The following is a 25,659-nucleotide window of genomic DNA, read 5'->3' as shown; positions in this document are numbered from 1 at the left end:
CGGCGTGACAACATGAGGTTCGCATATGGAAATGCACGATCCGTATCGTGCGCCGGCGGCAACGCCTGCGCGTCCGCCGCTGCTGCCGACCACGCAGGGCAGCTTCGCCACATCCAACCAAGCGGTGTATTACTCGCCGCCGACGATGAAGATCGCCGCGCTGTCGCTGGCCACGCTGGGCCTGTATCCGCTGTACTGGTTCTGGCAGAACTGGCGCGCCATCAAGCGCGAAACCGACGGCAACCAGTGGCCATGGGCGCGCGCGCTGTTCTCACCGATCTGGGCATTTTTCTGCTTCAGCGATCTGCGTGATATCGCGCAGTCGCGCCGCCGGCAGCTGGCCTTTGCGCCAGGTCTGCTGGGGGCGCTGTTCTTCCTGCTCAATTTCGCCGGTCGGCTGCCCCATGGCGGCGCGCTGCTTTCGTTGTGCACCTTTGTGCCGCTGCTGCCGGTCAACAGCCTGCTGCGCCGCTACCATCTGGACGAGAAGGTGGACATGCGGCGCATGGACCGCTTCGGCGTCTGGCAGGTGCTCGTGCTGCTACCTGGCGTCGCGCTGCTGTTGCTGGCGATCCTGGCGATTGTGATGGGTGAAGTGGATTCATGAAATCCAGTCATGACCGACTGCCATCCAGGTCGTTCAATCCGCTGCCCCTGCAGGCGTATCGTCATCGCTCCCCTACTGGAGCACGACGATGCAGACACGTGAACTTGGCCGCAGCGGCCTGAAAGTCTCCGCCCTGGGCCTGGGCTGCATGGGCCTGAGCCACGGCTACGGTCCCGCCGTCGAGCAGAGCCAGGGCATCGCCCTGCTGCACGCGGCGGTCGAGCGCGGCGTGACCTTCTTCGACACCGCCGAAGTCTACGGACCGTATACCAACGAAGACCTGCTCGGCAGGGCGCTGGCACCGCACCGCGACAAGCTGGTGATCGCCACCAAGTTCGGCTTCAGGAACGCACAGGTCGACACCGGCCTGGACAGTCGTCCGCAGAACATCCGTGCCGTGGCCGAAGCCAGCCTCAAGCGCCTGCGCACCGACTACATCGACCTGTTCTACCAGCACCGCGTGGATCCGAACGTGCCGATCGAGGATGTGGCCGGCACCGTGCGTGACCTGATCGCCGAGGGCAAGGTGCGCCACTTCGGCTTGTCCGAAGCCAGCGCCGCCACGGTGCGCCGCGCGCATGCCGTGCAACCGGTGGCCGCAGTGCAGAGCGAGTACTCGCTGTGGTGGCGCGAACCGGAACGCGAACTGCTGCCGGCGCTGCAGGAACTCGGCATCGGCTTCGTGCCGTTCAGCCCGCTCGGTCGCGGCTTTCTGACTGGCGCGATCAACGCCGACACCACCTTCGCCGACAACGATTTCCGCAACACCGTGCCACGCTTCGAAGTGGAAGCGCGTCGCGCCAATCAAGCGCTGGTTGACCGCATCACCACGATCGCGGCGGCGCGGGGTGCCACCCCGGCACAGGTCGCGCTGGCCTGGCTGCTGGCGCAGGCACCGTGGATCGTGCCGATTCCGGGTACGACCAGGATCCATCGCCTGGAAGAGAACCTTGCCGCCGCCGACCTGCAGCTGTCTCCCGCCGAGCTGGAGCGCATCGCGCAGACGCTGCAGGAGATCGCCATCGTCGGCGAGCGCTACAACGCGCAGCGCGCAGCGCAAGCCAAGGGCTGATCGCAGTGGGGGCGGACTCTCGTCCTGTGCTGGGTGTGGTCTTTCGATCTTTGGTGGGCGCGGACTTTCGATCTGTGGTGGGTGCGGACTCTCGTCCTGTGGTGGGTGCGGACCGTTGGTCCGCACGCCTCACCCCACCATCGGTCCGCGCAGCGCATCAAGCACCGTACGCATCGCCACGGTGACGTGCCGGCGTGACGGGTAATACGCGTAGTAGCCATCGAAGTGCGGGCACCAGTCATCCAGTGTTGATTGCAGGCGGCCTTCCAGCAGGGCCGCCTGCACCTGGTCTTCGGGCAGCCAGGCCAGTCCGCTGCCGGCCAGCGCCGCAGCCCGCGTCATGCCCATGGTGTTGAAGGTCCACTGACCAGAGACGCGGATGCTGAGCTCGTTGCCATCCTGACCGAAATCCCACGGCATCAAGCCGCCATGGGTGGGCAGGCGCAGGGTGATGCAGTTGTGCGCGGCCAGATCATGCGGATGCGCCGGCGTCACGTGCTGGCGGAAGTACGACGGTGCGCCCACCACGCGCATGCGCAGCGGCGGACTGATCGGCAGCGCCACCATGTCGCGTGCCAGGCGCTCACCGAGACGGATGCCGATGTCGTAGCGCTCGGCGACGATGTCGGCCAGGCCGTAATCGGTGGTCAGCTCGACCTTCAGGTCCGGGTACTGCTGCAGCAGCGGCGCCAGCCGGGGCCAGGCCAGGTATTCGGCGGCGTGGCCGGTGGCGTTGATGCGGATGGTGCCTGCAGGGCGCTCGCGGTACTCGGCCAGCGCGGCCAGTTCGTCTTCGATCTCGGCCAGGCGCGGGGCCAGGGTTTCCAGCAGGCGGGCACCGGCCTCGGTGGTGGCGACGCTGCGGGTGGTGCGGGTCAGCAGGCGCACGCCCAGTCGCTCTTCCAGCCCGCGCATGGCGTGGCTGAGGGCGGATTGCGAGACGCCCAGCTGGGCAGCGGCCTTGGTGAAGCTGCCTTCGCGGGCGACGTGGACGAAGGCTTGCAGGTCGTTGAGGTTTTCACGCGGCATGAGGGGATGATACGGCCGGGCTGCGCCCGGCGCCTGCGGCAATGCCGGCCGCGGGCCGGCAACCGCAACCGCAACAGCAACAGCAACAGCCGAAGCAACAGCTGGTTTCCTGCTGGGATGGCGGGGTGGGCCCGGTTNCGGGGGACGCCGTGAATCCATCCATGGAGGCTTGTCCGCGGCATCCATGCCGCCCACGGCCAGATTCGGAGGCATTACGCCGCCCGGCCACGAAGGACGGCGCCGTTCGCCGGCATCCCCAACTGAACGATTTCATCTACAACTGTCATGCAGATCGTGTCTAATACCGCTCCCCACCCGTAGTGCCCCCACCTGTATGTCCCTCCAATCCCATGGCCCGGCGCCGTGCGACGACGCTGACGGCCACCTGGTTACCGCTGGCCCGCTGACCCCGCCGCCCGATGTTGCCGGCACCCCCGCCGATGAGAAGGCGCTGCGCCACTCGGTCGCCGAGGACGTGCAGGGCATGGTGCTGGCCATGCTCGTGGCGTCACTGGGCCTGGCGATCTTCGCCAAGGGCGGTCTGATGATCGGCGGCATGGCCGGCATGGCCTTCCTGCTGCATTATTCGATGGGCTGGAACTTCGGCCTGGTGTTCGTGCTGGTCAACCTGCCGTTCTACTGGGTGGCCGTGCGCCGCATGGGCTGGGAATTCACCCTGAAGACGTTCGCAGCGGTCACTGCCTGCGGCCTGCTCACCGACATCCTGCCGCGCTGGGCGGACTTTTCGCATATCGCGCCGCTGTACTCGGCGCTGGTCGGGGGCGCGCTGTCCGGCCTGGGCATCCTGTTCTTCATCCGCCACCGCGCCAGCCTCGGCGGCATCGGCATCCTGGCGGTGTACCTGCAGCGCACCCGCGGCTGGAGCGCCGGCAAGGTGCAGATGTCCTTCGATGCGTGCCTGATGGTGGCCGCGTTCTTCGTGCTGTCGCCGTCCAAAGTGATGTACTCGGCCATCGGTGCGGTGGTGCTCAGCCTGGTGCTGATGTTCAACCACCGCCCGGGCCGCTACATGGGCGTCTGATTGCGCATTCGGCGGATCGCCCGCCCAGGCGCCACCCGCCCCGGCAGCGCCGGGCCATGCCCGGCGGATGCGCATCAGCCGCGCGCTGCCTGTACCCACGGCGGTGCCACCTTCAGCAGCGTTGCATGCACCGGGCAGTCCTCGGCATGCGCGCCCGGCAGGTAGCCCAGGCTCATCAGGAACTCGCCGGTGATCTCGCCACCGGTGAAGCGGAAGGTCTTCTTGAACAGCTTCACCCAGTCGGCCTTGCTGCGCGGATGGTGTGCGTCCAGCCAGGCGGCGAAGCTGTCGTGGCTCTGACGCAGCTGCTGGATCACCTGCGCGTTGTGGATCGCCGCCAGCACCTTCAAGCGGTTGCGGATGATGCCCGGGTCCGACAGCAGGCGCTCGATGTCCTGCTCGGCGTAGGCCGCCACCCGATCAACGTCGAAACCGTCATAGGCCGCGCGGAATCCCTCGCGCTTCTTCAGGATGGTTTCCCAGCTCAGGCCGGCCTGGTTGATCTCCAGCAGCAGGCGCTCGAACAGTTCACGCTCATCGCGCTGCGGGAAGCCATATTCATTGGCGTGGTAGTACTCGTGCACCGGATGGCCCGGGGCAATGCGGCAGTATCCGCTCATTTTCTCTCTTTCATCCTGCCGTTGGTGCGGGAGTGGGGGAAGTCGGCCGCCGTGTCACCCAGCGCTCATGCTGCGGGTGGACAAGGGCATCGGCACGTCCTCCTGCTTCGCTTCATCGTCCATCCAAGCAGCCCATCCTAGCCCATCCCTTCGCGCCCGCACCCGGTCGCAGCGGTTAGAATGGCGCCCATGCCAGTAACGCCGACTTCCCTCGCCAATCACCTGCTCGTGGCGCTGCCGTCGCTGATCGACGCCACCTTCGCCCGCACCGTCGCGCTGATCTGCCAGCACGACGAGAACGGGGCAATGGGGGTGCTGGTCAACCAGCCGTCCGAGTACACCCTGGGCGAAGTGCTTGCGCAGATGGATATCGCTACCGGCGATGGCGTCCTGCAGGCGCGCCCGGTGCTCAATGGCGGACCGGTGCATCCCGAGCGTGGCTTCGTCATCCATGACGACGCCCGCGCGTGGGATTCCAGCCTCGTCGTCGGTGACGGCCTGTACCTGACCACCTCGCGTGACATCCTCGAGGCGATGGCGCGTGGCGAAGGCCCGGCCAATGCCGTGGTCACCCTGGGCTGCGCGGGCTGGAGTGCCGGCCAGCTGGAAAGCGAACTGTCCGAAAACAGCTGGCTGACCGTGCCGGCCGATGCCGAACTGGTGTTCCAGCTGCCGCTGGAACAACGCTGGCAGGGCGCCGCGTCGCGCATTGGCGTCGATCTGTTCCGGCTGACCGATTACAGCGGCCATGTCTGAGCCGGCCCTCATCCGTCGCGATGGCACCGTACTCGGTTTCGATGTCGGCTCGCGCCGGATCGGCGTGGCGATCGGCAGTGCCTTCGCCGCGCATGCACGCGCGGTGGCCGTGGTCGATGTGCACGGCAATGGCCCCGACTGGGCGGCGATCGAACGCCTGCTCAAGGAATGGAAGCCCGATGGCCTGGTTGTCGGCGATCCGCTGACCCTGGACGGCCAGGACCAGCCCAACCGCAAGCGCGCGCAGGGCTTTGCCCGCCAGCTGCGGGAACGTTTCAAGCTGCCGGTGGTGATGATCGACGAGCGTTCCAGCTCGGTCGAGGCCGCCCGTCGTTTCGCCGTCGAGCGCGCCGAAGGGCGCAAGCGTCGCCGCGACGCGGCTGCGCTCGATGCCGTGGCCGCGGCGGTGATCATCGACCGCTGGTTGTCGTCGCCGGACGACGCCATTCCCATTCCCTGACGATACGAACCCCGCCATGACCGCCCAGCAACTCGATGACTCCGGCCGCCTGCGCCACCTGTTGACGCTTGAAGGTCTTCCCCGCGACACCCTGGTGCAACTGCTCGACCGCGCTGGCCAGATCCGCGATGCCGCGGTCGGCCGTGTCGGCAACAAGCGCCACGTGCTGGGCGGATCGGCGGTGTGCACGTTGTTCTTCGAACCCTCCACCCGTACCCGCAGCTCGTTCCATCTGGCGGCGCAGCGGCTGGGTGCGGACGTGCTGAACTTCGACGCCTCCACCTCGTCCACGCGCAAGGGCGAAACCGCCTGCGACACGCTGAAGAACCTGGAAGCGATGGGCGTGCGTGGTTTCGTCGTGCGCCACCCCGATGACGGCGCCGTGGCGGCGCTGGCTGCCGTGGCGGGCGAGGGCACCGCGCTGGTCAATGCCGGCGACGGCCGCAGCTCGCACCCGACCCAGGGCCTGCTGGACATGCTGACCCTGCGCCAGGCCAAGGGCCCGGACTTCTCGAAGATGAAGGTGGTGATTGTCGGTGACGTCAAGCACTCGCGCGTCGCCCGCACCGACCTGCATGCCCTGCGCACGCTGGGCGTGGGCGAGATCCGCGTATGCGGCCCGCAGTCGCTGCTGCCCGACGACGACACACTCAAGGGCTGCGTGGTCGGTGATGATTTCGACGCGATGCTGGAAGGCGTCGACGCGCTGATGATGTTGCGCCTGCAGCGCGAGCGCATGGAAGAAGGCCTGGTGCCGTCGCTGGAGCAGTACCACGCACAGTACGGCCTGAACACCGCACGCCTGGCCCGCGCCGGGAAGGATGCCGCCGTGCTGCACCCGGGCCCGATCAACCGCGGCGTGGAAGTGACCGACGAAGTGGCCGACGGCCCGCAGTCGTGGGTGCTGCGCCAGGTCGCCAACGGCGTCGCCGTACGCATGGCCGTGCTGGAAACCCTGCTGGGTTGATTGCCTCCGATTGCTGCGTTGGTGGGTGCCAACCCTGGTTGGTACTGACCTTCCGTTGCCGGATTGCTGCTTCGGTGGGTACCAACCTTGGTTGGTACTGACCTTCCGTTGCCGGATTGCTGCTTCGGTGGGTACCAACCTTGGTTGGTACTGACCTTCCGTTGCCGGATTGCTGCTTCAGTGGGTACCAACCTTGGTTGGTACTGACCTTCCGTTGCCGGATTGCTGCTTCGGTGGGTACCAACCTTGGTTGGTACTGACCCGACCCAAGGTCCCGGCATTGTCCGATGGTCAGTGGAGACGGCGCAGTCCACGCTTTCTCCCATGAACAGCGCTCGCCTCCGGCTCGGCCGTCGTTCCAGCATCGGCCAGATATACATCCTCACAACCAACGTTGATCGGCGAGCCCCGTTGTTTTCCAATGACGAAGCTGCGGCGCTCGCAGTCCAGGAATTCCAGCGGCTCGACCAGGAAGGTCTCACCCATTCGCTTGCCTATGTGGTCATGCCGGACCACATCCATTGGCTTGTGGAACTGCGCGCCGGATCGCTCGATGTCGTCATGAAACGCTTCAAGTCACGCACGGCCTTGAATGCCAATCGAGTGTTGGGACGGGTAGGTCGCTTCTGGCAGCCGTGCTATCACGATCACGCAATCCGCTCTGACGAATCGCTGTACCGTCATGCGATGTACCTGATGGGCAACCCCATCAGGGCTGGTCTGACGACACAGCTCGGACAGCATCAGCATGCCTGGTGCGCTTGGGAGATTGAAGAATGCTGCGCCGAGAGGAAGCTCGTCGGCGCTGACAGGTAGTGCCAACCAAGGTTGGCACCCACCGAGGCCGCGCGCAGGCTGGATGGTCACCAAAGCCGGGCGCGAAGTTGGCCAGCAACAGGTTAGACGCTCAGCGCTTCTGGGCGAACAGCCACGCCCACATCGCTGCGTCGGCGTAGGTCGCATCCCAGGCGTTGTGGTTGCCCTCGGGGTATTCGGTATAGCGCGCGTCGCGCGCGCCGGCGGCCTGGAACGCGGCATGCAGCCGGCGATCATCATCCGGTGGCACCACATCATCCAGTGCACCGTGGAAGATCCAGACCGGGGTGCGCTGCAACCGTTGCGCGATCACCGCATAGGGATCCGCTTCGTTGGCCACCTGCTCGACGAACAGGGTAGGGCGTACCGCACGTGGTGCCAGCACCGCACCGCAGACCGGCACGATCGCGGCAAAGCGCTTCGGATCGTCCAGCGCGATGTTCCAGCTGCCATAGCCGCCCATCGACATTCCGGTCAGGTACTGCCTTGCCGGGTCAGCGTCGAATTCGGCAATCGTGGCATCCAGTGCCGCGATCGCCACCCGGTTGTTGCGACCGCTCCATTCCTCGTCGCCGGGAACCTGCGGAAACACCGCCAGCGCGGGGAAGTCGGCCGCGTGCCGACGCAGGTACGGGCCCAGGCCTGCGTGGGTCTGCTTCACGCCATCGCCGCCGCGCTCGCCGGAGCCGTGCAGGAACAGCACCACCGGTAGCGGACCGGCCGCGCGCGCGGTAGCGGCCGGGATGAACACCTGGTAGTAGGCGGTGTCGCCGTCCACCTTCACCGCGCGTGCCTCGAAGTGGCCGCGGGCACCGGACGGCGTACTGGCACACCCGGTCAACATCAGCAGGGCCAGCAGCGGCAGCCAACGCAGAAGCGATCGAAGCATGGCGGTTCCCATGAGGGCGATGTCGCCTCGATGGTAGTGCGCCGCGACCGGCCCGGCATCGTGCGCCGCATCACTGCGGGCGCGGGAAGCTGGCGATGATCTCCAACTGCTCCTGTGCTTCGGCATTGCCGCCTGCGGCCGCGGCCTGCACCTGCGCCATGTCCGGGTGCAGCACCACCAGCAATGGGTTCTCGCACACCGGGCACACATACTCGGTGGCGTCCTCGTCCAGTTCCATCACCATTGCCCGCGAACTGCCCTTCCACTCGCAGGCGGCACAGGTGTGAAGCTGGTCGCGCCAACCCGGCGCAAAGTAGTTTTCGATCGTCGTTGCCATGGCAGTTCCAGTCAGTGCAGCAGGACCATGGTGGCCAGGCCGAGGAAGGTGAAGAAGCCCATCGAGTCGGTCACCGCTGTCAGGAAGATGCCGCTGGCCAGCGCCGGATCGAAGCCGAAGCGCTTCAGGCCCAAGGGCACCAGCACGCCGGCAAGCGCCGCGAACAACAGGTTGCAGGTCAGCGCGATGGCGATCACGGCCGAGAGCCCGGGCGAGTGGAACCAGGCGAGCACGATCAGGCCCAGCACCGAGCCGAGTACCACGCCATTGAGCAGGGCCACCCGCACTTCCTTCCACAGCAGCGTGCGTGCGTTGGAACTGCCGACCTGGCCCAGTGCCAGGCCGCGCACCATCAGCGCCAGTACCTGGGTGCCGGCATTGCCGCCGAGGCCGGCGACGATCGGCATCAACACCGCCAGGGCGACCAGCTTGTCGATGGTGCCCTCGAAGTGGCCGACCACGCTGGAGGCCAGGAAGGCCGTGCACAGATTCACCGACAGCCACATCAAGCGGCGGCGCATCGCGCGCCAGACCGGGCTGAACAGATCCTCGTCCTCGTCCAGGCCGGCGGCGCCCAGCGCCTGGTGCTCGGCCTGGCCACGGATGATGTCGACCACGTCATCGATGGTGATGCGGCCGATCAGGATGTTGTTGTCATCCACCACCGGCGCGGAGATCCAGTCATGGTCGGAGAACTGCCGCGCCACTTCCTGGTCGCTCTCGCCGACATCGATGGCAGGCTGCTCATCGTCGATCAGGCGGTTGATCGGGGTGGTGTCTTCGTGGGTCACCAGCGAGGCCAGAGACACGCGGCCCAGGTACTGGTGGCGGCGGCTGACCACGAACAGGTGATCGGTGTGGTCCGGCAGTTCGCCGCGCAGGCGCAGGTAGCGCAGCACCACATCGACGTTGACGTCGGCGCGTACCGTCACCACGTCCGGGTTCATCAGGCGGCCGGCGCTGTCCTCAGGGTAGGACAGTACCTGCTCCAGGCGCTCGCGGTTCTCGCGGTCCATCGACTTGAGGACTTCGTCGATGACCGTGTCCGGCAGGTCTTCGACCAGGTCGGCCAGATCGTCGATGTCGAGGTCTTCGACCGCGGCGATGATCTCGTCCGGGTCCATGTCCGCGAGCAGGCTTTCGCGCACGTCGTCGCCGACGTGGACCAGCACCTCGCCATCGTCTTCCGGATCGACCAGGCCCCAGACGATCTCGCGCTTGCCCGGCGGCAGCGATTCGAGCAGGTTGCCGATCTCGGCCGGCGCCAGGGTATTGACCAGACGGCGCACCGGGCCCAGCCGACCGCTGTCCAGTGCATCGGACAGCATCCGCAGTTGGCGCGCAGTCTTGTCGTGGCGTACGGCCTCAGCCATCGCAGCTCCCGCGGGATAAGAAAAGCCGCGATCCCAGCAAGGATGCGGCAACAGGGGTGTTCAGCGCGTCATTATCGCAAGGGGATGTTTCAGCGCATACCCCGGTGGCCTGCGGCCATCGGGGTCCACGCATTCAACCTTATCCCCCGCCTGTCGGCGCGCCCCTTGAACAACAGGGGGCTGCTGCTCCAGACCGAATCCGCCGGGCATGGCCCGGCGCTACCAAAGGTGACACGCGGCGGTAGCGCCGGGCCGTGACCGGCGAGCGCGTAGCGCGGGGTCAGGACGCGTCCGCCACCAGCGCCAGCCAGCGCTCGATGCCGCGGCGGTCACGCATGCCCAGCAGCTTCGGTGCGCGGGCACGCAGGGCCCCCAGGTCGGCATCACGGACGGCCCGGCGTACTTCCAGCAGGGTGCCGGGATGCAGGCTGAACTCGGTCAGACCCAGTGCCAGCAGCAGCGGGGTCATCCGTGCGTCGCCGGCGATTTCGCCGCATACCGCTACCGGAATGCGATGGCGTGCGCCGGTCTCGATCACCATCTGCAGCAGGCGCAGCACAGCCGGATGCAGCGGTGAATACAGTTCGCCCAGTGCTTCGTTGTTGCGGTCGGCGGCCAGCAGGTACTGCACCAGATCGTTGGTGCCGATCGACAGGAAGTCGACCAGATCGATGAAGCTCTCCAGTGCCAGCGCGGCGGCAGGCACTTCGATCATCGCGCCCAGTGGCACGTGCTCGGCCACCATGTGGCCCTCGGCGCGCAGTTGCTCGCCCAGTTTCAGCATGCGCCGGCGCACCGCCAGCAGTTCGTCGCGGGTGCTGACCATGGGCACCAGCACGCGCAGCTTGCCGTAGGCCGAGGCGCGCAGGATCGCGCGCATCTGGGTATCGGCCACTTTGGGCCGGGCCAGCGACAGGCGCACGCCGCGCAGGCCCAGCGCCGGGTTTTCCTCGTTGCTCAGGGTCAGGCCGGTGCGGTCGGCCTTGTCGGCGCCCAGGTCGAGGGTGCGGATGGTCACCGGCCGGCCACTCATGCCCAGCGCCGCATCGCGGTAGGTCTGGAACTGTTCTTCTTCGTCCGGCAGCTCGTTGCGCTGCAGGAACAGGAATTCGGTGCGGTACAGGCCCAGGCCGTGGGCGCCCAGCGCATGCGCCTGGGTCACATCTTCCAGCGATTCGGCGTTGGCCAGCAGGGCGATGTCGACCTGGTCGCGGGTGCGGCTGGGCTTGCTGCGCAGGCGGCCAAGCTCGCGCTGCTCGCGTGCGTGCTCCTTCAGGCGCGCCCGGTAATCACGCAGGTTGTCGGCCTGCGGGTTGACGGTGATGCTGCCGTCGGCGCCATCGATGATCAGCACGTCGCCGTCGATCACCTTGTTCAGCAGTTGCGGCACGCTGACGATCAACGGCAGGTGCAGGCTGCGGGCAAGGATCGCACTGTGCGAAAGCGCGCTGCCAGCGCTGGTGACGATGCCGACCACACCGTGCGATTGCAGCTGGGCCAGCTCGGAAGGGGCGATGTTGTCGCAGACCAGGATTTCGCCGGCCAGGCCCTTCACCGCTGCGGGCCGCTCGGGCTGCAGGAAGGCATGGATGCGCCCGATCACATGGTCGAGGTCGTCCATGCGGCTCTTCAGGTAGGCATCGTCCATGCCGTCGAAGACTTTGGCCAGGCGGTCGCGCTGCAGGCGCAGCGCATAGCCGGCGCTGTAGGGGCCACTGCGGATCAGTTCGTCCAGGCCGAACAGCAGTTCGGGATCATCCAGCAGCAGCGCATGCAGGTCGAGGAACTCGCCCACTTCCTGGTTCAGCGCGCCATGCAGGCGCTGGCGCAGGTCGTGCATTTCCGTGCGCGCCGCATCGACCGCGTGGTGCAGGCGCGCCAGCTCGGATTCGACCTGGGAGGGGGCGACGCGCTGTTCGGCCACTTCCAGGGCATGCGGCAGGCGCACGCGGGCGCGGCCCATTGCCGTACCGCGAGCGGCGCCGTGGCCGGCCAGCAGCTGTACCGGCCGTTGGCCGGTAGGGGTTTGGCCGGCGCGCGCGCGCGGCACGCTCAGTTGTCCTCGTCGAAGCGACGCTCGAACAGGTCGACCACCGCATCCATCGCGGCGGCTTCGTCTTCGCCGTTGATGCGGATGGTGACCGGCGTGCCTTGCCCGGCCGCCAGCAGCATCACGCCCATGATGCTCTTGGCGTTGATCTCACGGCCCTTGGCGGCCATGGTCACGTTGCAGCGGAACGGCGCCAGGGTCTGCACCAGTTTGGCGGTGGCCCGGGCGTGCAGGCCCAGGCGGTTGCTCACAGTGAGTTCTCGTTCAAGCATCGTCGACAATCGCTCCATTACGGGTGCCCGCCGCCGCAGTGGCGGGCAGTTGATCCAGTCCCTGTTCCGGATAATTCATCACCCGCAGCAACATCGGCAGACTCAGCGCCGACACCCGGCGAACCGGGGTCCCCAACCGGGCCAGCTGCCCGGCAAGGTTGGCAGGGCTGGCGCCGTACAGGTCGGTCAGGATCAGCACGCCATCGCCCCCATCGACCCGCCGCAGAGCGGCCGAGGCGAGCGGGAGCAGAGCATCCAGGTCTGCGTCGAACGGTACTTCGAAAGCTTCGGTCTTCAGCGGCAACTGCCGCAGAAGCCGGGTCGCCACGTCGAGCAGGGCGATCCCGACCCCAGGATGTGTTACGAGGAGAATGCCACAGGTCATTACTGCACGTTAACAGGTCAAGGTGAATTGGCGATAGCAGCAGAAGAGGGGCACTGTGTCCCGTATTCAGCGTTGTTCGGGTCAGAGCCCTTTTTCGTTGAAAAAGGGATCCGACCCCATCCGTTTTTTCGATGCCTGACAGAGATTCATCCACGCATGGCGTGGATCTACCGTGTCGACCAAGGTCGACACCTACCCACAGTGCAACTCCGACCCGCCGCGATCTGTCAGAGGCGGGGCGGTGTGGGGGTGCAGGACCGTTGGCGCCATGGATGGCGCCATCGAGCCCCCAAGGATGGGTTTACGGCGTGTCCTGAAGCCCCACACCGCCCCGCATCCCACGAAATGCAGGCGTTTGACGTTGACGTTGACGTTGCCGTGGCTTCTGCGGGTGCCGGGCGCAGCCCGGCCGACCCTGTCAATCCTGTTCGCGGTGGTACGTCGCCACGTCTTCCCAGCCCATCTCACGCGCATGACGGGCCAGGCGTTCGGCCAGGAACACCGAGCGGTGCTTGCCGCCGGTGCAACCGAAGGCCACCGTCACATAGCTGCGGGTGCCATCGCCCAGCTTGGGCAGCCAGGTATCCAGGAAATCCATCAGCTGCGCCAGGTAGCGCTGCACATCCGGCTGCGCCTCCAGGTAGTCGCGCACGCCGGGCTCGCGGCCGCTCAACGCACGCAGTTCCGGATCCCAATGCGGGTTGGGCAGCACGCGCGCGTCGAACACGAAGTCGGCCTCGGCCGGCACGCCACGCTTGTAGGCGAACGATTCGAACAGCAGCGACAGGCGGCTGGCATGGCCCATGGCAAATTCAGTGATGATCCGGCGCCGCAGCTGGTGCACGTTCAACGCACTGGTATCGATCACCGCATCGGCTTCGCGGCGCAGCGGCGCGATCAGCTCGCGCTCACGCGCAATCGCTTCCGGCAGCGACAGGCCCAGCTGGCTCAGCGGGTGCCGGCGGCGGGTGTCGGCGTAGCGTTTGAGCACCGTTTCATCGTTGGCCTCGAAAAACAGCACCTTGGCGTCGACGCCGGCATCGGTGGCCAGCTGCCGCCAGCTGGACAACTGGGTCAGGTCGCTCAGCCCTCGCACGTCGATGCCCACCGCCAACCGGCGCGATGCCGCGCCGTCATGGTGGCTCAGCACATTGCGCACGAAATCCGGCAGCAGCTGGATCGGCAGGTTGTCCGAACAGTAGTAGTCCTGGTCCTCGAAGGTCTTCAGGGCGACGGATTTACCCGAGCCGGACAGGCCACTGACGATGATCAGGGTCGGGGCGGTGGGAATGACGGTGCTCATGGACGGGCTCTTCGGAGGACAGGGGGTCAGGGTGTTCGCCGTTCCAGCAGGTTGCTGTGGCGGGCGATGAACATCGCCGCCGGGTCGATACCCTTGGTACGCAGAATGTGCAGGCGGGTTGCCGCCTCGGTCAGGACGGCCAGGTTGCGGCCGGGCATCACCGGCAGAGTGATCAGCGGCACGTCCAGGTCCAGCACGTGGCGCGTGCCCGAGTCGCCGGTCAGGCGCTCGTAACCATGGGGGGTGGGCTCGGTCATCGGCTTGGTCAGGTGGACGATCAGCCGAAGGTACTTGTTCTTCTTTACAGCGGTGTCGCCAAACATCTCGCGCACGTTCAGCACGCCCAGGCCGCGCACTTCCAGCAGGTCCTGCAGCAGTTCCGGGCAGGTGCCATCGAGCACGTCGGGGGCGATCTGGGTGAACTCGGGGGCGTCGTCGGCCACCAGGCGGTGACCGCGGCTGAGCAGTTCCAGGGCCAGCTCGCTCTTGCCGGATCCCGCTTCACCGGTGATCAGTACGCCGATGGAGTAGATCTCCATGAATACGCCATGCAGGATCACCCGCGGCGCCAGCGTCCGGGCCAGGTGGTAGGAAAGATGGTTGAGCAGTTCGTGGCCGCGCTTGGGTGACAACCACAGCGGCGTGCCGGATTCATCGGCGGCCGCGCGCAGGTCTTCCGGGCACGGCTGGTTGCGGGTCAGCACCAGCGCCAGCGGATGCGACTGCATGATCTTTTCGATGGTTTCCCAGCGCTGCCGTGGTTCCAGCGCGTCCAGCCAGGACAGTTCCTCGGTACCGAGGATCTGCACCTTGTTGGGATAGATCGCATTGAGATAGCCGGCCAGCGAAGGGCGTCGCGAGACCGTATTGCCGGCCTCCAGCTCGCGCTTCTCGCCGGATTTGCCCGCTGCCCAACGCAGGCCGAGCCGCTCACGCTGCTGTTCGAACAGTTCGCGGGCAGTGATGCTGGTATTCATGCGGCGCTCGCCGGTGGGGTCAGGTCCAGGGCCTGGCGCAGCTCCCGTGCGTCGCCGGCTTCGCGCAGCGCCTGGCGGATGCAGGGCGCGGAAAACAGCTCGGCCAGCTCGGACAGCAGCATCAGGTGTTGATGGGTGTAGTGAGCGGGAACGGCCATGGCGAATACCAGGTCCACCGGCTCGTCACCACCGAAATCGACCGGGGTCTGCAGACGCAGCAGTGCGCCACGGGGGCGATCCAGGGTCGGCGCACGACCATGCGGGATGGCGATGCCGTAGCCGATCGCGGTACTGCCCAACGCCTCGCGCTGGCACAGGTTGAGATAGATCTGTTCGGCGTTGGCCTGGCGGCAGGCCAGCAATCCGGCCGCGGCCTGCAGGACGCGGTCGCGGTCGGTGGCCGTGCAGAGCTGGGTCTGCACGGCCGCCAGGAGGTCAGTCAGGGGCATGTCTGCGGGGAGCGGTGGCGATCAGCCACCATTGTCGCCCACCGGCAGCGGTGCGTGCTGCTGTTTTTTCTCCTTGTGCTTGATCACCAGGCGGTCAAGCTTGTCCGCCAGCAGGTCGATCGCCGCATACATGGTCTGCGCATTGGCTTCAGCGTGCAGGGTCTGACCCGGGATATTGAGGCTGGCATCGACGTGGTGCTCGGTCTTCTGCAGCTTGAGCGTCACCCGCGCTTCGCAGTGCTGGTCGAAGTGTTTGCCGATCCGGGCCAGCTTCTCCTCTACATAGGACTGCAGGGCCGGGGTGACTTCGACATCTTTGCCAAACGTTTCGATGCGCATCGGGTTTCTCCTTTGATCGGATGTGCCAATGAACCTCTCCGCCGGGCGCGGCGGCGCGTCAAACGATTCTGACTCTTTCGTGCGAGGCGGAGATGTTCATGGCCTCACGATACTTCGCCACGGTGCGCCGCGCTACCGGAATTCCCGACGATTTGAGCAGGTCAGCCAGCTTGGCGTCAGAAAGCGGCTTGCGTGGGTTCTCGTCATCGATCAGGCGCCGGATCATGGCCTGGATGGCGGTGCTGGAGGCTTCGCCGCCGCCGTCGGTGTCGATGCCCGAAGCGAAGAAGGCGCGCAGCGGCAGGGTGCCACGTGGCGTACGCACATGCTTGCGGGCGATCGCGCGCGACACGGTGGATTCGTGCAGGCCCAGTTCGCCGGCGATCTCGCGCAGGGTCAACGGGCGCAGTGCCTGTTCGCCGAATTCAAGGAAGCCGGCCTGCTGCTGGATCAGGCTGCGCACTACCCGCAGCAGCGTCTCGCCCCGCGCCTGCAGGCCCTTCAGCAGCCAGCGCGCCTCCTGCAGCTGGCCGCGCAGATAACCGGCATCGGCGTCACCGCAGCGGCGGATCATCTGCTCGTAACCGCGGTGGATCACCAGCTTGGGACCGGCATGGGCGGCCAGCGCGGCGCGCCAGATGCCGTTCTGCCGCCATACGACGACGTCGGGCACCACGTAGGTGTCCTGGGCGAGCGGGGCGATCTGGGTGCCGGGGCGCGGGTCCAGCGAGCGCAGCAGGGCCACGGCGGTCTCGACTTCGGCCAGCGGCTGCTTCAACTGCTGGGCCAGGCCGGTCACGCCCGAGCGCGGCAATTGTTCCAGTGGGCCGGCGGCAACCTGCCGGGCCAGGGCCAGGCACGGGGTATCAGCAGGAAGCACGTCCAGCTGCAGTTGCAGGCATTCGCCAAGGCTGCGTGCGGCCACGCCTACAGGGTCGAAGCGCTGGATCTGGTGCAGCACGGTCAGGATTTCGTCTTCACCGGCGTGGATCGCCGGCAACAGCGCTTCGGCGATGGCCGAGAGCGGCTCGCGCAGATAGCCGTCGTCTTCCAATGAATCGATCAGCGCGGCGCCGATGCTGCGGTCGCGCTTGGACAGGTGGGTCAGGTGCAGCTGCCACAGCAGGTGGTCGGCCAGGGTTTCGGTTTCGGCAACGCGTTCGGCGGCACTGCCGTTGTCGTCGTCGTCATCGAAACTGCCGCCGCTGCCGCCACTGCTCCAGTCCAGCTCGGCAGGCGCCCAGTCGTCGCCGCTGCTTTCAGCGTTGTCGGGCGGGCCGTCATTGTCGCCGCCCGCGTCCTCGCTGCTGCCGTCGTTGTCGACACCGGCGCCTTCGTCGCTGCTGTCTGACCAGTCCAGCAGCGGATTGCTCTCCACCGCCTGGGCGATTTCCAGCTCCAGCTCGGTGGCGGACATCTGCAGCAGCTTGATCGCCTGCTGCAGCTGGGGCGTAAGCACCAGCTGCTGTCCCAACGATGTCTGCAGCCGAGTCTTCATGCCTGTGCCGAACGGAAGGGAGAGGGCCCGGCGGCCGCGGTCACAGCTTGAAGGAATCCCCAAGATAGACGCGGCGCACGTCGGCGTTGTCCAGGATCGCCTCCGGCGAGCCCTGGGCCAGTACGGTGCCCTCTGCGAGGATATACGCGCGGTCGCAGATTCCCAAGGTCTCGCGCACGTTGTGGTCGGTGATCAGCACACCGATGCCGCGTTGCTTGAGATGGGTGACGATGCGCTGGATTTCGCCGACCGAGATCGGGTCGACACCGGCGAAGGGCTCGTCGAGCAGGATCAGGCGCGGCTTGGCGGCCAGTGCACGGGCGATCTCGCAGCGACGGCGCTCACCACCGGACAGGCTGGCGCCAAGCTGTTCGGAAACATGCCCAAGCTGCAGTTCGTCGAGCAGGCTGTTCAGTTCGCGCTCGCGGCCCGCCGAATCCAGGTCCTCGCGCAGTTCCAGCACCAGGCGCAGGTTGTCGGCCACGGTCAGCTTGCGGAACACCGACGGTTCCTGCGGCAGGTAGCCCACGCCCTGCTTGGCGCGGGTGTACATCGGGTCGCCGGTGATGTCCTTGCCGTCCAGCACGATGCTGCCGGCATCGGCACCGACCAGGCCGACGATCATGTAGAAGCAGGTGGTCTTGCCGGCACCGTTGGGACCGAGCAGGCCGACCACTTCACCGGCGTCCAGGGTCAGCCCGAAGTCCTTGACGACTTCGCGCTGCTTGTAGCGTTTGCGCAGGCCAGTTGCGACGAGCATTACTTCTTGCCTCCTGCCGGAGCCGGAGCGGCAGCAGGCGTCTTGTTCTTCGGCGGAATCACGGTGCGCACGCGGCTGCCATCGCCGCCGGAGTTCATTTCGCCGCTGCGGGTGTTGTAGACCATGCGCTGGCCCGCATTGGTGCCGCGCGCGCTGGTGACCTTGTAGTTGCCGGTCAGGGTGATGATCTCGGTGGTGATGTCGTAGTCGATCCGGTCGGCCACCGCATCCATCCAGGTGCCATCGTCGAGCTGCTGCTTCATCTTGGCCTGCTTGCCGGTGAACACCGCACGCACGGCTTCGCCGCCCTTGAGGTAGATCTCCGCTTCGGACGAGCGCAGGTCCAGGGTGCCCTGGGTGATGATCACGCCACCGGACAGCACGGTCTTGCCATCACCGGTGAGGGTGCCGGACTGCGCACCGGAATCAATGTTCATCGCTTCGTTGCGGTCCGTCGACTTGGCAAAGGCGACAGCGGGGACAAGAAGACTGAGTGCGAGCACGGCTGCAAAGGGAATCTTCATCGGGGTCCGTTCTACCGGTGGTGGCCCTCCGGCGGGACCGGGGGTGGGGGCTGCCGGCTTCGCGCCTGTCGGGAAGACGTCGCGGGCGGGCGGCGGAATCAGCGCTTGGGCGTGTAACGGCCCTTGGACTGGCTGAGGAAATGATACGTGTTGTTCTTCGAATCCACCTCGAACCCGACGCCGGACTGTTCCATGCCGGGCCGGGTCATGGTCACCAGGGCATCGGTGCGGGCGCGGTTGTCCTTCGGGAATACATCCAGGTGGTCGGTGCGGAAGGTGGTCGGGACCACGCCCGGGCCGGCCGGGCTGTCGCCGGCGACGTTGCCCCGCAGCTTCATCTCGTCGCCCTTGGCACTGAGCCAGCCGGTCTCGGCGCGCAGCGTCCAGTGCTTGCCGTCCTTGTCGGGCATTTCAAACAGCGGCGTGGTGATGTTGAGCGTCTGGTCGCCACGCTGGCGCTCCAGCAGGGGCGCGCGCAGGGTAGTCGATTCCTTGCCATGTTCGTCCAGGGCGACGATCTGGAAATCGTGCAGGATGTAGTCCACGCCGGCGTCCTGGCCTTCGGCGGCAGGTGCCTTTTCGCGGTTGCGCAGCGCCGCCCAGCTGCTCAGCAGGGCGGCCAGCAGCAGGCCGACGCCGAGGATCATCCGCCAGTTCAGGGTGGGGGCGTTCATGCGCCGAACCTCGCCAGCACGGCGTCCACGCGGCCCTGCGCGGCCAGCAGCACGTCGCACAGCTCGCGCGCGGCACCACGGCCACCGTCAGCACGGGTGATCCAGTGCACGCGCTCGGCGATCCACGGGTGGGCATTGGCCGGAGCCACCGCCAGGCCGACCGCGCCCAGCGGCGCCAGGTCCGGCAGGTCGTCACCCATGAAGGCCACCTGCTCCAGGCCGATGCCGTGCTGGGCGCACAGCGCCTGCACGCTGGCCAGCTTGTCGCCGACGGCGATCTGGGTGTCGATGCCCAGGTCGGTGCCGCGCTTGAGCGCGGACTGGCTGTTGCGCGCGGTGATCAGCACGGGGTGGATGCCGTGCTGCTGCAGCAGTTTCAGGCCCAGGCCATCCTGCACGAAGTACGCCTTGCTCTCGTTGCCATCCTTGTCGTAGTACAGCCGACCGTCGGTGAGGGTGCCGTCCACGTCGAAGCAGGCCAGGCGGATACCGGCCGCAACGGCATGCAGGTGGGCGGGGAAGGCGGGCAGGGGGGACCAGGGCATCAGGGCATCGGACTCGGTGGTTGCGGGCTCGTTGGTACAGACTGAATGGGGTCTACGGACTGTCGGTTAAACCACCCGCGCCCGCAACAGGTCATGAATGTTCAGCGCGCCGACCGCGCGGCCCTGGTCGTCGACCACGATCAGGCCGGTGATCTTGTGCGTTTCCATCAGCCGCGCAGCCTCCACCGCCAGCTTGTCGGCACTGATGGTGCGCGGTTGCCGGGTCATCACATCGGCGATCTTCGCGGTACGCACGTCCAGGTCGGTGTCCAGGGCGCGGCGCAGGTCGCCGTCGGTGAACAGCCCGATCAGCACGCCCTGGCCGTCGACCACGGCGGTCATGCCCAGGCGCTTGCGGCTCATCTCCATCAGCGCTTCGCTGAGGCTGGCGCCGACATCGACCTTGGGCAGGTCCTCACCGGTGTGCATGACGTCGGTGATGTGCAGCAGCAGGCGACGGCCGAGGCTGCCGGCCGGGTGCGAGCGGGCGAAATCGTCGGCGGTGAAGCCGCGTGCATCCAGCAGGGCCACCGCCAGCGCGTCGCCCATCGCCAGCGAGGCGGTGGTGCTGGAGGTGGGCGCCAGCGCCAGCGGGCAGGCTTCGGCCGGCACGCTCACATCCAGGTGGAAATCGGCGGCGCTGGCCAGGCTCGATTGCGGGCGGCCGGTCATGGCGATCAGCACATTGCCCTGGCGCTTGAGCACCGGCAGCAGCATCAGCAGCTCGTCCGATTCGCCCGAGTAGGACAGGGCCAGCACCACGTCGTCCTCGGTGATCATGCCCAGGTCGCCGTGGCCGGCCTCGCCCGGATGCACGTAGAACGCCGGGGTGCCGGTGGAGGCCAGGGTGGCGGCGATCTTGCGTGCCACATGGCCGGACTTGCCCATGCCGGTAGCGACCACCCGGCCACGGCTGCCCAGGATCGCCCGGCAGGCCTGCTGGAAGGCCTCGCCAAGGCGGTCGGCCACGGCGTCCAGCGCCTGCCGTTCGATCTCGAACACGCGCCGGCCACTGGCGACCAGGGCGGCAGAGTCGGCGGAACGGGGGGGCAACAGGGATTCGGCCATGCGGACGCCACGCAGCGGAAGTAGAATGGACGCACATTTTATTAGGAAAGCCCGTTGGACGCCGACACCATCCGCAATCTGATCGAAACCGGCCTGCCCGGCGCCCGCGCCGACGTGCAGGGTGACGATGGCGTGCATTTCGAAGCGACCGTGATCAGCGAGGCCTTTGCCGGCAAGCTGCCGCTGGCCCGCCACCGGATGGTGTATGCCACTCTGGGCGACCTGATGGGCGGCGCGATCCACGCGCTCGCACTGAAAACCGTGACCCCGGCCGAAGCCGGCTGAACCGCAGAAGATCCCCAATACATGGCCAAGATCGTTGTGACCGGCGGCGCTGCGCTGCACGGTGAAGTAAGCATCTCCGGCGCCAAGAACGCCGTCCTCCCCATCCTCTGCGCGACCCTGCTGGCCGACGCGCCGGTGGAGATCACCAACGTGCCGCATCTGCACGATGTGGTCACTACGGTGAAGCTGCTGGGCGAACTGGGCGCGAACGTGACCATCGACCAGGGCACGCTGTCGCGTGGCAGTGCGATCGTGGTCGACCCGCGTCCGGTCAACCAGCATGTGGCGCCGTATGAGCTGGTCAGGACCATGCGCGCCTCGATCCTGGTGCTGGGCCCGCTGCTGGCCCGCTTCGGCGCCGCCGAAGTATCGCTGCCCGGCGGCTGCGCGATCGGTTCGCGCCCGGTCGACCAGCACATCAAGGGCCTGCAGGCACTGGGTGCCGACATCGTGGTCGAGAACGGCTTCATCAAAGCCACCGCCAAGCGCCTGAAGGGTGGTCACTTCACCTTCGACATGGTCAGCGTGACCGGTACCGAGAACGTGTTGATGGCAGCGGTGCTGGCCGAAGGCACCACCATCCTCGACAACGCGGCGATGGAACCGGAAGTCACCGACCTGGCGCATTGCCTGATCGCGCTGGGCGCGAAGATCGAAGGCCTGGGCACCGCCCGCCTGGTCATCGACGGCGTCGAACGCCTGTCCGGTGGCCGCCATGAAGTGCTGCCCGACCGCATCGAAACCGGCACCTTCCTGGTGGCTGCAGCGATGACCGGCGGCAAGGTGACCGTCAACCGCGCGCGCCCGAACACCATGGATGCGGTGCTGGCCAAGCTGGTGGAAGCCGGCGCGACCATCGAGACCACCGAAGACAGCATCACCCTGGACATGCACGGCAAGCGACCGAAGGCAGTCAACCTGACCACCGCACCGTATCCGGCGTTCCCGACCGACATGCAGGCGCAGTTCATGGCGCTCAACTGCGTTGCCGACGGCGTGGGCGTGATCAATGAAACGATCTTCGAGAACCGTTTCATGCACGTCAACGAGCTGCTGCGCCTTGGCGCGGACGTGCAGGTGGAAGGCCACACGGCCATCGTGCGTGGTCACGAGCGCCTGAGCGGTGCACCGGTGATGGCAACCGACCTGCGCGCGTCAGCGTCGCTGATCCTGGCCGGCTTGATGGCCGATGGCGATACCACCATCGATCGCATCTACCACCTTGATCGCGGCTACGAAAACATCGAAGAGAAGCTGTCTTCGCTCGGCGCCACCATCCGGCGCGTGGCCGCATGATCCTGCGCGGCAGGTTCAGCCGTCGCCGCAAGGCGCTGCTGGTGCTGGTGCTGATCGTGCTGGCGTGGCTGGGCTATGCCTGGTACGCCAACATCGCCATCACCAAGGGCATCGAGCAGAAGGACATGGACTGGAATGGCGACGGCACGGTAACCCGTGACGAGATCATCCAGTCGTTCTACGCGGTGGCGGTGAACGACAGCCAGGACGGCAACCGCCATTGCCGCACGTTCGTGCGCCGATCCACGGGCGAGCAGATCCGGGTCGACTGCCGCACCGAGTTCAAGCCGGCGGAAGAAACCAAGAAATGAAAAAACGCCCGCGAAAGCGGGCGTTTTTGTGTGCGGGGCGTGAATCCACGCATGGCGTGGATCGACGTTGGGCGGTAGCGCCGGGCCATGCCCGGCGAGCGCGCAGCGCGGTCGGTCAGTTCATCGCCTTGATGGTCAGGTCCAGCGCGTCACGGCCGCTCTCACGCTGCAGCATGCGCGCCGGCACCGGGAACTCCGGCACGATCCAGGCAATCAGCTCCTTGTTGCCGTCGACGCGCGAGACCTTGGTCGCCTCGTAGCTCTTGCCGCCGACGGTGACCGATTCCTTGCCCACCACGCGGTAGGTCATGTTCTTGATGCGGCCCTCGTCGACCATGCGATAGGTCAGCGGCTTGCCGGCGGCCAGGTCGCGGGCGATGGCCAGGTTGATCAGCAGCGCGTCCATGTCGCCGGCCTTCAGGGTGATCGGTCCGGCGCGGTCCGGCTTGATGTCGCCGGTCCAGGTGGCCTGGTTGCTGGCCCAGTTGTAGTTGGCCTGCACATTGCGCTTCTTCACCAGCAGCGCAGAGCGGTCCTGGCTGCTGAGCGGGCGCAACTGCCCGCGCACTTCCTCGAACACCGTGCTCTGGCTCAGGTCCGCCAGCTGGTTCTTGACCTGCAGGCTGTAGCGCCACTTGTTGGCACCTTCGCTGGCCAGGGTCATGCTGCCATTGGCCTGCATGCCCATGTAGCTGGCGAGATAGTCGGCCTTGAACGGCTGCAGGGCCATGGCCGGCAGGCTGGCCACCGACAATGCGGCAGCGGCGATCCAGGTCAGGGGGCGGGTCAGGGTGTTCATGCTCAGACTCCTTGGTATTCGATCAGGCGCAGATCGACGCGATCTTCGCCGTCTTCACGTTGCAGGATGCGCACCGGGGTGGGGACACCGTTGGCGATCCAGAGAATGGTTTCATTGTTGCCGCCGTTGGTGCGATACACCCGCAGCGCGTTGTAGGACAGGTCGCCGACTTCGACGTTCTCGGTCTGCGGCGCGGCCTGGTAATCGTGCTGGCGCACCTTGCCCATGTCGACGTAGCGATAGTGCATGGCCGCGCCGGGACGCGCGTCGCGCATGATCGCCAGGTTGATCAGCAACGCGCTCTGGTCGCCGGCCTGCAATGGAATCGGCTGGGCGCGCTTCTTTTCCACGTCGCCGCTCCACTGCGCGGTGCCGGCCTGCCAGTTGTAGGTGCCGACCGCCTTCTTGCCCAGGAACAGGCCCTTGCGCACCGTGCTCTGGCTGAGTGGCGCATACACACCGCTGCGCTCCTCGAACACCGTGCTCTGCTCGATGTTCAGGCCGAGCACGCTGGCAAAGCCGCGGCGGCCGACCACCTGCATGTCCACCCGCCACTGGCTGCCACCGGTGTGGGTGACCTGCATGGTCGCATCGCCCGCTTCCTTGCCCTTGTAGAACGCCTGGTAGGTCGCGCTGAACGGCTGCAGTGGCGGCGGTTCCCAGGCCAGGGCGGGCAACACCGGCGGTGCCACCTCGGCAGGTGCCGGCGCAGCAGGCGTTGTTGCCTGGCCCCAGCCCGCACAGGCGAGGACGGCAAGCGGCAGCAGCAGAGTTGTACGCAGCAGGGACGTGGTCTTCATGGCCGACAGGAACCGCAGGAGGGGAGCAGGATGCCAGCCCCGCAGTCAGCGGGGCGTGTGCACGGGCGTTACCGGTTCAGGTTTCCGGCGGAATCTAGAGCCAAGGGGCTAAACAGGGGGTGACCGTCGAACGTCGGCTGGCCTTCCCGTTCAGCCAGGCGCCCCTCGCAGAGCAGTTCCAGGGTGGCGATCAGCAGCGGATGCTCCACCGCAAGCACGCGTTCGGCCAGGGTCTGCGCATCGTCGCCGGCAAGCACCGGAACCCGGGCCTGCGCCAGCACCGCGCCGGCATCCAGTTCCGGCACCACCAGATGCACGCTGGCGCCGTGCTCGACGTCTCCGGCCTCAAGCGCCCGTGCATGGGTGTGCAGGCCCTTGTGCAATGGCAGCAGCGAGGGGTGGATGTTGACCAGGCGACCATTGAACCGCTGTACGAAATCGGCGCCCAGAATGCGCATGTAGCCGGCGCAGACGATCCAGTCCGGTCTGGATGCTGCCAGCGCATCACCCAGCGCCTGCTCGTAGGCGGCGCGGTTGCTGAATTCCTTCGGCGCATGCCCCCAGCGCCGATCCGTTGCCACCCGCTCCAGGGCGGTCGCATCGGGACGATCGGAGAACACGCCGACAATCTCGGCCTGCAGTCGCCCTGCGGCGATGGCGTCGACAATGGCCTGCAGGTTGCTGCCGCGCCCGGATGCCAGCACGGCGATTCGGCGGATGCTCATCGCGCCACGCTCCGGCGCACCAGCGGCCACAGCAACAGGCTGCCCAGGGTCGCCAGCAGCATGTCCGCATGCGCGTCCCACATGTCGCCCTGCTGGCCGTTGTAGGCCTCAGCCGCTTCCGGCGACAGGGCAAGGGCGATGCCCCATTCCAGCCACTCATACACCAGGCTGGAACACATCACCGCCATCACCGCCAGGGTGAATGCCTGGCCGATGCGCAGCGCAGGCCAGGCATGTCGCGCCAGCTGCAGCAATGCCGGGGTGAAGCAGACGCCATAGAGGAAGTGAATCAGGCGATCGAAGTGGTTGCGCTGCCAGCCAAAGGCTGCGTCCGGCGACCATCCCAGCAGCGCCTGCAACCACGCGTCATACGGCACGTTGGAATACAGCCAGCGCGCGGCCACGCAGTGGATGGCGATGAAGCCGCAGATGGCGATGAACGCACCGTTGCCCAGCTGCCAGCGCCGGTCCACCCACCACAGCGCCAGCAGCCCGATCACCGTCAGCGAGCTGTGCAGGGTCTGCTCGAGCGGCCACAGCGGATGGATCCAGGTTGCTGCGAAGATGCCCAGCACCGCGACCAGTGCGGCCTTCTTCGGTGCCGACAGGGGGTGGGGGGCGCGGTTGCGGG

32 protein-coding genes are annotated in these 25,659 nt (G+C 66.8%); 10 read left to right on the top strand and 22 right to left on the bottom strand.

Features of this window, described 5'->3' with window-relative positions; all coding sequences use genetic code 11:
• The first annotated feature begins 25 nt into the window (after positions 1–25).
• A complete protein-coding gene (locus TEP_RS14655) occupies positions 26–607 on the top strand; it encodes a hypothetical protein (RefSeq protein ID WP_132825763.1) in 582 nt (193 codons plus the stop codon).
• Positions 608–695: 88 nt separating this feature from the next.
• Entirely contained in the window at positions 696–1,679 is a 984-nt protein-coding gene (locus TEP_RS14650) for an aldo/keto reductase (protein ID WP_132825762.1), read from the top strand.
• 129 nt (positions 1,680–1,808) lie between these two features.
• Here TEP_RS14650 and TEP_RS14645 read toward each other — a convergent pair whose 3' ends face one another.
• The gene (locus TEP_RS14645; RefSeq protein WP_132825761.1) at positions 1,809–2,708 is read right to left on the bottom strand and encodes a LysR family transcriptional regulator; all 900 of its coding nucleotides are present in this window, start codon (positions 2,706–2,708) and stop codon (positions 1,809–1,811) included.
• 334 nt (positions 2,709–3,042) lie between these two features.
• Between TEP_RS14645 and TEP_RS14640 the strand changes: the two genes are divergently transcribed.
• A complete protein-coding gene (locus TEP_RS14640) occupies positions 3,043–3,750 on the top strand; it encodes a YitT family protein (protein ID WP_025874035.1) in 708 nt (235 codons plus the stop codon).
• Between the two features lie 74 nt (positions 3,751–3,824).
• Here TEP_RS14640 and TEP_RS14635 read toward each other — a convergent pair whose 3' ends face one another.
• The gene (locus TEP_RS14635) at positions 3,825–4,370 is read right to left on the bottom strand and encodes a DNA-3-methyladenine glycosylase I (protein ID WP_132825760.1); all 546 of its coding nucleotides are present in this window, start codon (positions 4,368–4,370) and stop codon (positions 3,825–3,827) included.
• Positions 4,371–4,559: 189 nt separating this feature from the next.
• Here TEP_RS14635 and TEP_RS14630 point away from each other — a divergent pair, with 189 nt between their 5' ends.
• The 4 genes from TEP_RS14630 (at position 4,560) to TEP_RS14615 (ending at position 7,369) form a co-directional block, all read left to right on the top strand.
• Positions 4,560–5,126 (top strand): YqgE/AlgH family protein, encoded by a 567-nt coding sequence (locus TEP_RS14630; RefSeq protein ID WP_025874032.1) that lies wholly within the window; start codon positions 4,560–4,562, stop codon positions 5,124–5,126.
• A complete protein-coding gene (gene ruvX, locus TEP_RS14625; RefSeq protein ID WP_025874031.1) occupies positions 5,119–5,586 on the top strand; it encodes a Holliday junction resolvase RuvX in 468 nt (155 codons plus the stop codon). Before TEP_RS14630 ends, ruvX begins: the two co-directional genes overlap by 8 nt.
• Before the next feature lie 16 nt (positions 5,587–5,602).
• Positions 5,603–6,553 (top strand): aspartate carbamoyltransferase catalytic subunit, encoded by a 951-nt coding sequence (locus TEP_RS14620; protein ID WP_025874030.1) that lies wholly within the window; start codon positions 5,603–5,605, stop codon positions 6,551–6,553.
• Between the two features lie 324 nt (positions 6,554–6,877).
• Positions 6,878–7,369 carry a transposase gene (locus TEP_RS14615; protein ID WP_132825759.1) on the top strand — a complete coding sequence of 164 codons (492 nt, stop codon included), beginning with the start codon at positions 6,878–6,880 and terminating at the stop codon, positions 7,367–7,369.
• Between the two features lie 91 nt (positions 7,370–7,460).
• Here TEP_RS14615 and TEP_RS14610 read toward each other — a convergent pair whose 3' ends face one another.
• The 16 genes from TEP_RS14610 to TEP_RS14535 all read right to left on the bottom strand — a co-directional run bounded on the left by TEP_RS14610 (position 7,461) and on the right by TEP_RS14535 (position 20,812).
• A complete protein-coding gene (locus tag TEP_RS14610; protein ID WP_132825758.1) occupies positions 7,461–8,258 on the bottom strand; it encodes a prolyl oligopeptidase family serine peptidase in 798 nt (265 codons plus the stop codon).
• A 70-nt stretch (positions 8,259–8,328) separates the two neighbouring features.
• The gene (locus TEP_RS14605) at positions 8,329–8,595 is read right to left on the bottom strand and encodes a hypothetical protein (protein WP_025874027.1); all 267 of its coding nucleotides are present in this window, start codon (positions 8,593–8,595) and stop codon (positions 8,329–8,331) included.
• Between the two features lie 11 nt (positions 8,596–8,606).
• Positions 8,607–9,968 (bottom strand): magnesium transporter, encoded by a 1,362-nt coding sequence (gene mgtE, locus TEP_RS14600; RefSeq protein WP_025874026.1) that lies wholly within the window; start codon positions 9,966–9,968, stop codon positions 8,607–8,609.
• Between the two features lie 280 nt (positions 9,969–10,248).
• A complete protein-coding gene (gene ptsP, locus TEP_RS14595) occupies positions 10,249–12,018 on the bottom strand; it encodes a phosphoenolpyruvate--protein phosphotransferase (protein WP_132825757.1) in 1,770 nt (589 codons plus the stop codon).
• A 2-nt stretch (positions 12,019–12,020) separates the two neighbouring features.
• Positions 12,021–12,290: an HPr family phosphocarrier protein gene (locus tag TEP_RS14590; protein ID WP_093817544.1), complete on the bottom strand. Its 270-nt coding sequence runs from the start codon at positions 12,288–12,290 to the stop codon at positions 12,021–12,023.
• Positions 12,283–12,675 carry a PTS fructose IIA component family protein gene (locus TEP_RS14585; protein ID WP_025874023.1) on the bottom strand — a complete coding sequence of 131 codons (393 nt, stop codon included), beginning with the start codon at positions 12,673–12,675 and terminating at the stop codon, positions 12,283–12,285. The genes TEP_RS14590 and TEP_RS14585 overlap by 8 nt, the downstream gene beginning before the upstream one ends.
• A gap of 418 nt (positions 12,676–13,093) precedes the next feature.
• Entirely contained in the window at positions 13,094–13,978 is an 885-nt protein-coding gene (gene rapZ / locus TEP_RS14580) for an RNase adapter RapZ (protein WP_165933931.1), read from the bottom strand.
• 26 nt (positions 13,979–14,004) lie between these two features.
• Positions 14,005–14,955, bottom strand: coding sequence for an HPr(Ser) kinase/phosphatase (hprK, locus tag TEP_RS14575; protein ID WP_004147299.1), 951 nt, complete (start codon positions 14,953–14,955; stop codon positions 14,005–14,007).
• Positions 14,952–15,404, bottom strand: a complete 453-nt coding sequence (locus TEP_RS14570; protein WP_132825756.1) for a PTS sugar transporter subunit IIA — start codon at positions 15,402–15,404, stop codon at positions 14,952–14,954. The genes hprK and TEP_RS14570 overlap by 4 nt, the downstream gene beginning before the upstream one ends.
• Before the next feature lie 21 nt (positions 15,405–15,425).
• The gene (raiA, locus tag TEP_RS14565) at positions 15,426–15,743 is read right to left on the bottom strand and encodes a ribosome-associated translation inhibitor RaiA (protein WP_004147311.1); all 318 of its coding nucleotides are present in this window, start codon (positions 15,741–15,743) and stop codon (positions 15,426–15,428) included.
• Positions 15,744–15,801: 58 nt separating this feature from the next.
• Complete coding sequence (locus TEP_RS14560) at positions 15,802–17,241, bottom strand: RNA polymerase factor sigma-54 (RefSeq protein ID WP_132825755.1); 1,440 nt, start codon at positions 17,239–17,241, stop codon at positions 15,802–15,804.
• 40 nt (positions 17,242–17,281) lie between these two features.
• Entirely contained in the window at positions 17,282–18,001 is a 720-nt protein-coding gene (gene lptB / locus TEP_RS14555) for an LPS export ABC transporter ATP-binding protein (RefSeq protein WP_025874019.1), read from the bottom strand.
• Complete coding sequence (gene lptA / locus TEP_RS14550; RefSeq protein ID WP_025874018.1) at positions 18,001–18,525, bottom strand: lipopolysaccharide transport periplasmic protein LptA; 525 nt, start codon at positions 18,523–18,525, stop codon at positions 18,001–18,003. The genes lptB and lptA overlap by 1 nt, the downstream gene beginning before the upstream one ends.
• A 98-nt stretch (positions 18,526–18,623) precedes the next feature.
• Positions 18,624–19,199, bottom strand: coding sequence for an LPS export ABC transporter periplasmic protein LptC (lptC, locus tag TEP_RS14545; protein ID WP_132825754.1), 576 nt, complete (start codon positions 19,197–19,199; stop codon positions 18,624–18,626).
• The gene (locus TEP_RS14540) at positions 19,196–19,744 is read right to left on the bottom strand and encodes an HAD hydrolase family protein (RefSeq protein WP_132825753.1); all 549 of its coding nucleotides are present in this window, start codon (positions 19,742–19,744) and stop codon (positions 19,196–19,198) included. Before TEP_RS14540 ends, lptC begins: the two co-directional genes overlap by 4 nt.
• 66 nt (positions 19,745–19,810) lie before the next feature.
• On the bottom strand, positions 19,811–20,812 hold the full coding sequence (locus tag TEP_RS14535; RefSeq protein ID WP_132825752.1) for a KpsF/GutQ family sugar-phosphate isomerase: 1,002 nt from the start codon (positions 20,810–20,812) through the stop codon (positions 19,811–19,813).
• A 54-nt stretch (positions 20,813–20,866) separates the two neighbouring features.
• Between TEP_RS14535 and TEP_RS14530 the strand changes: the two genes are divergently transcribed.
• Genes TEP_RS14530 through TEP_RS14520 form a run of 3 tightly spaced genes read left to right on the top strand, consistent with a single transcriptional unit; the run spans position 20,867 to position 22,704 of the window.
• Positions 20,867–21,097, top strand: coding sequence for a BolA family protein (locus TEP_RS14530; RefSeq protein WP_132825751.1), 231 nt, complete (start codon positions 20,867–20,869; stop codon positions 21,095–21,097).
• 21 nt (positions 21,098–21,118) lie between these two features.
• Positions 21,119–22,393, top strand: a complete 1,275-nt coding sequence (gene murA / locus TEP_RS14525; RefSeq protein ID WP_132825750.1) for a UDP-N-acetylglucosamine 1-carboxyvinyltransferase — start codon at positions 21,119–21,121, stop codon at positions 22,391–22,393.
• A complete protein-coding gene (locus TEP_RS14520) occupies positions 22,390–22,704 on the top strand; it encodes a hypothetical protein (RefSeq protein WP_025874012.1) in 315 nt (104 codons plus the stop codon). Before murA ends, TEP_RS14520 begins: the two co-directional genes overlap by 4 nt.
• A gap of 115 nt (positions 22,705–22,819) precedes the next feature.
• Here TEP_RS14520 and TEP_RS14515 read toward each other — a convergent pair whose 3' ends face one another.
• The 4 genes from TEP_RS14515 to TEP_RS14500 all read right to left on the bottom strand — a co-directional run bounded on the left by TEP_RS14515 (position 22,820) and on the right by TEP_RS14500 (position 25,636).
• A complete protein-coding gene (locus TEP_RS14515) occupies positions 22,820–23,503 on the bottom strand; it encodes a DUF3108 domain-containing protein (protein ID WP_132825749.1) in 684 nt (227 codons plus the stop codon).
• 2 nt (positions 23,504–23,505) lie between these two features.
• Complete coding sequence (locus tag TEP_RS14510; protein WP_132825748.1) at positions 23,506–24,303, bottom strand: DUF3108 domain-containing protein; 798 nt, start codon at positions 24,301–24,303, stop codon at positions 23,506–23,508.
• Positions 24,304–24,371: 68 nt separating this feature from the next.
• Positions 24,372–25,028 carry a phosphoribosylglycinamide formyltransferase gene (purN, locus tag TEP_RS14505; protein WP_132825747.1) on the bottom strand — a complete coding sequence of 219 codons (657 nt, stop codon included), beginning with the start codon at positions 25,026–25,028 and terminating at the stop codon, positions 24,372–24,374.
• On the bottom strand, positions 25,025–25,636 hold the full coding sequence (locus tag TEP_RS14500; protein ID WP_132825746.1) for a DUF2238 domain-containing protein: 612 nt from the start codon (positions 25,634–25,636) through the stop codon (positions 25,025–25,027). Before TEP_RS14500 ends, purN begins: the two co-directional genes overlap by 4 nt.
• Positions 25,637–25,659 lie beyond the last annotated feature (23 nt).

The organism is Stenotrophomonas sp. TEPEL, assembly GCF_004348785.1.
Taxonomy (GTDB): domain Bacteria; phylum Pseudomonadota; class Gammaproteobacteria; order Xanthomonadales; family Xanthomonadaceae; genus Stenotrophomonas; species Stenotrophomonas indicatrix.
Note: the sequence above shows the minus strand (reverse complement) of the source record. Positions and strands in the feature narration are given on the sequence as shown.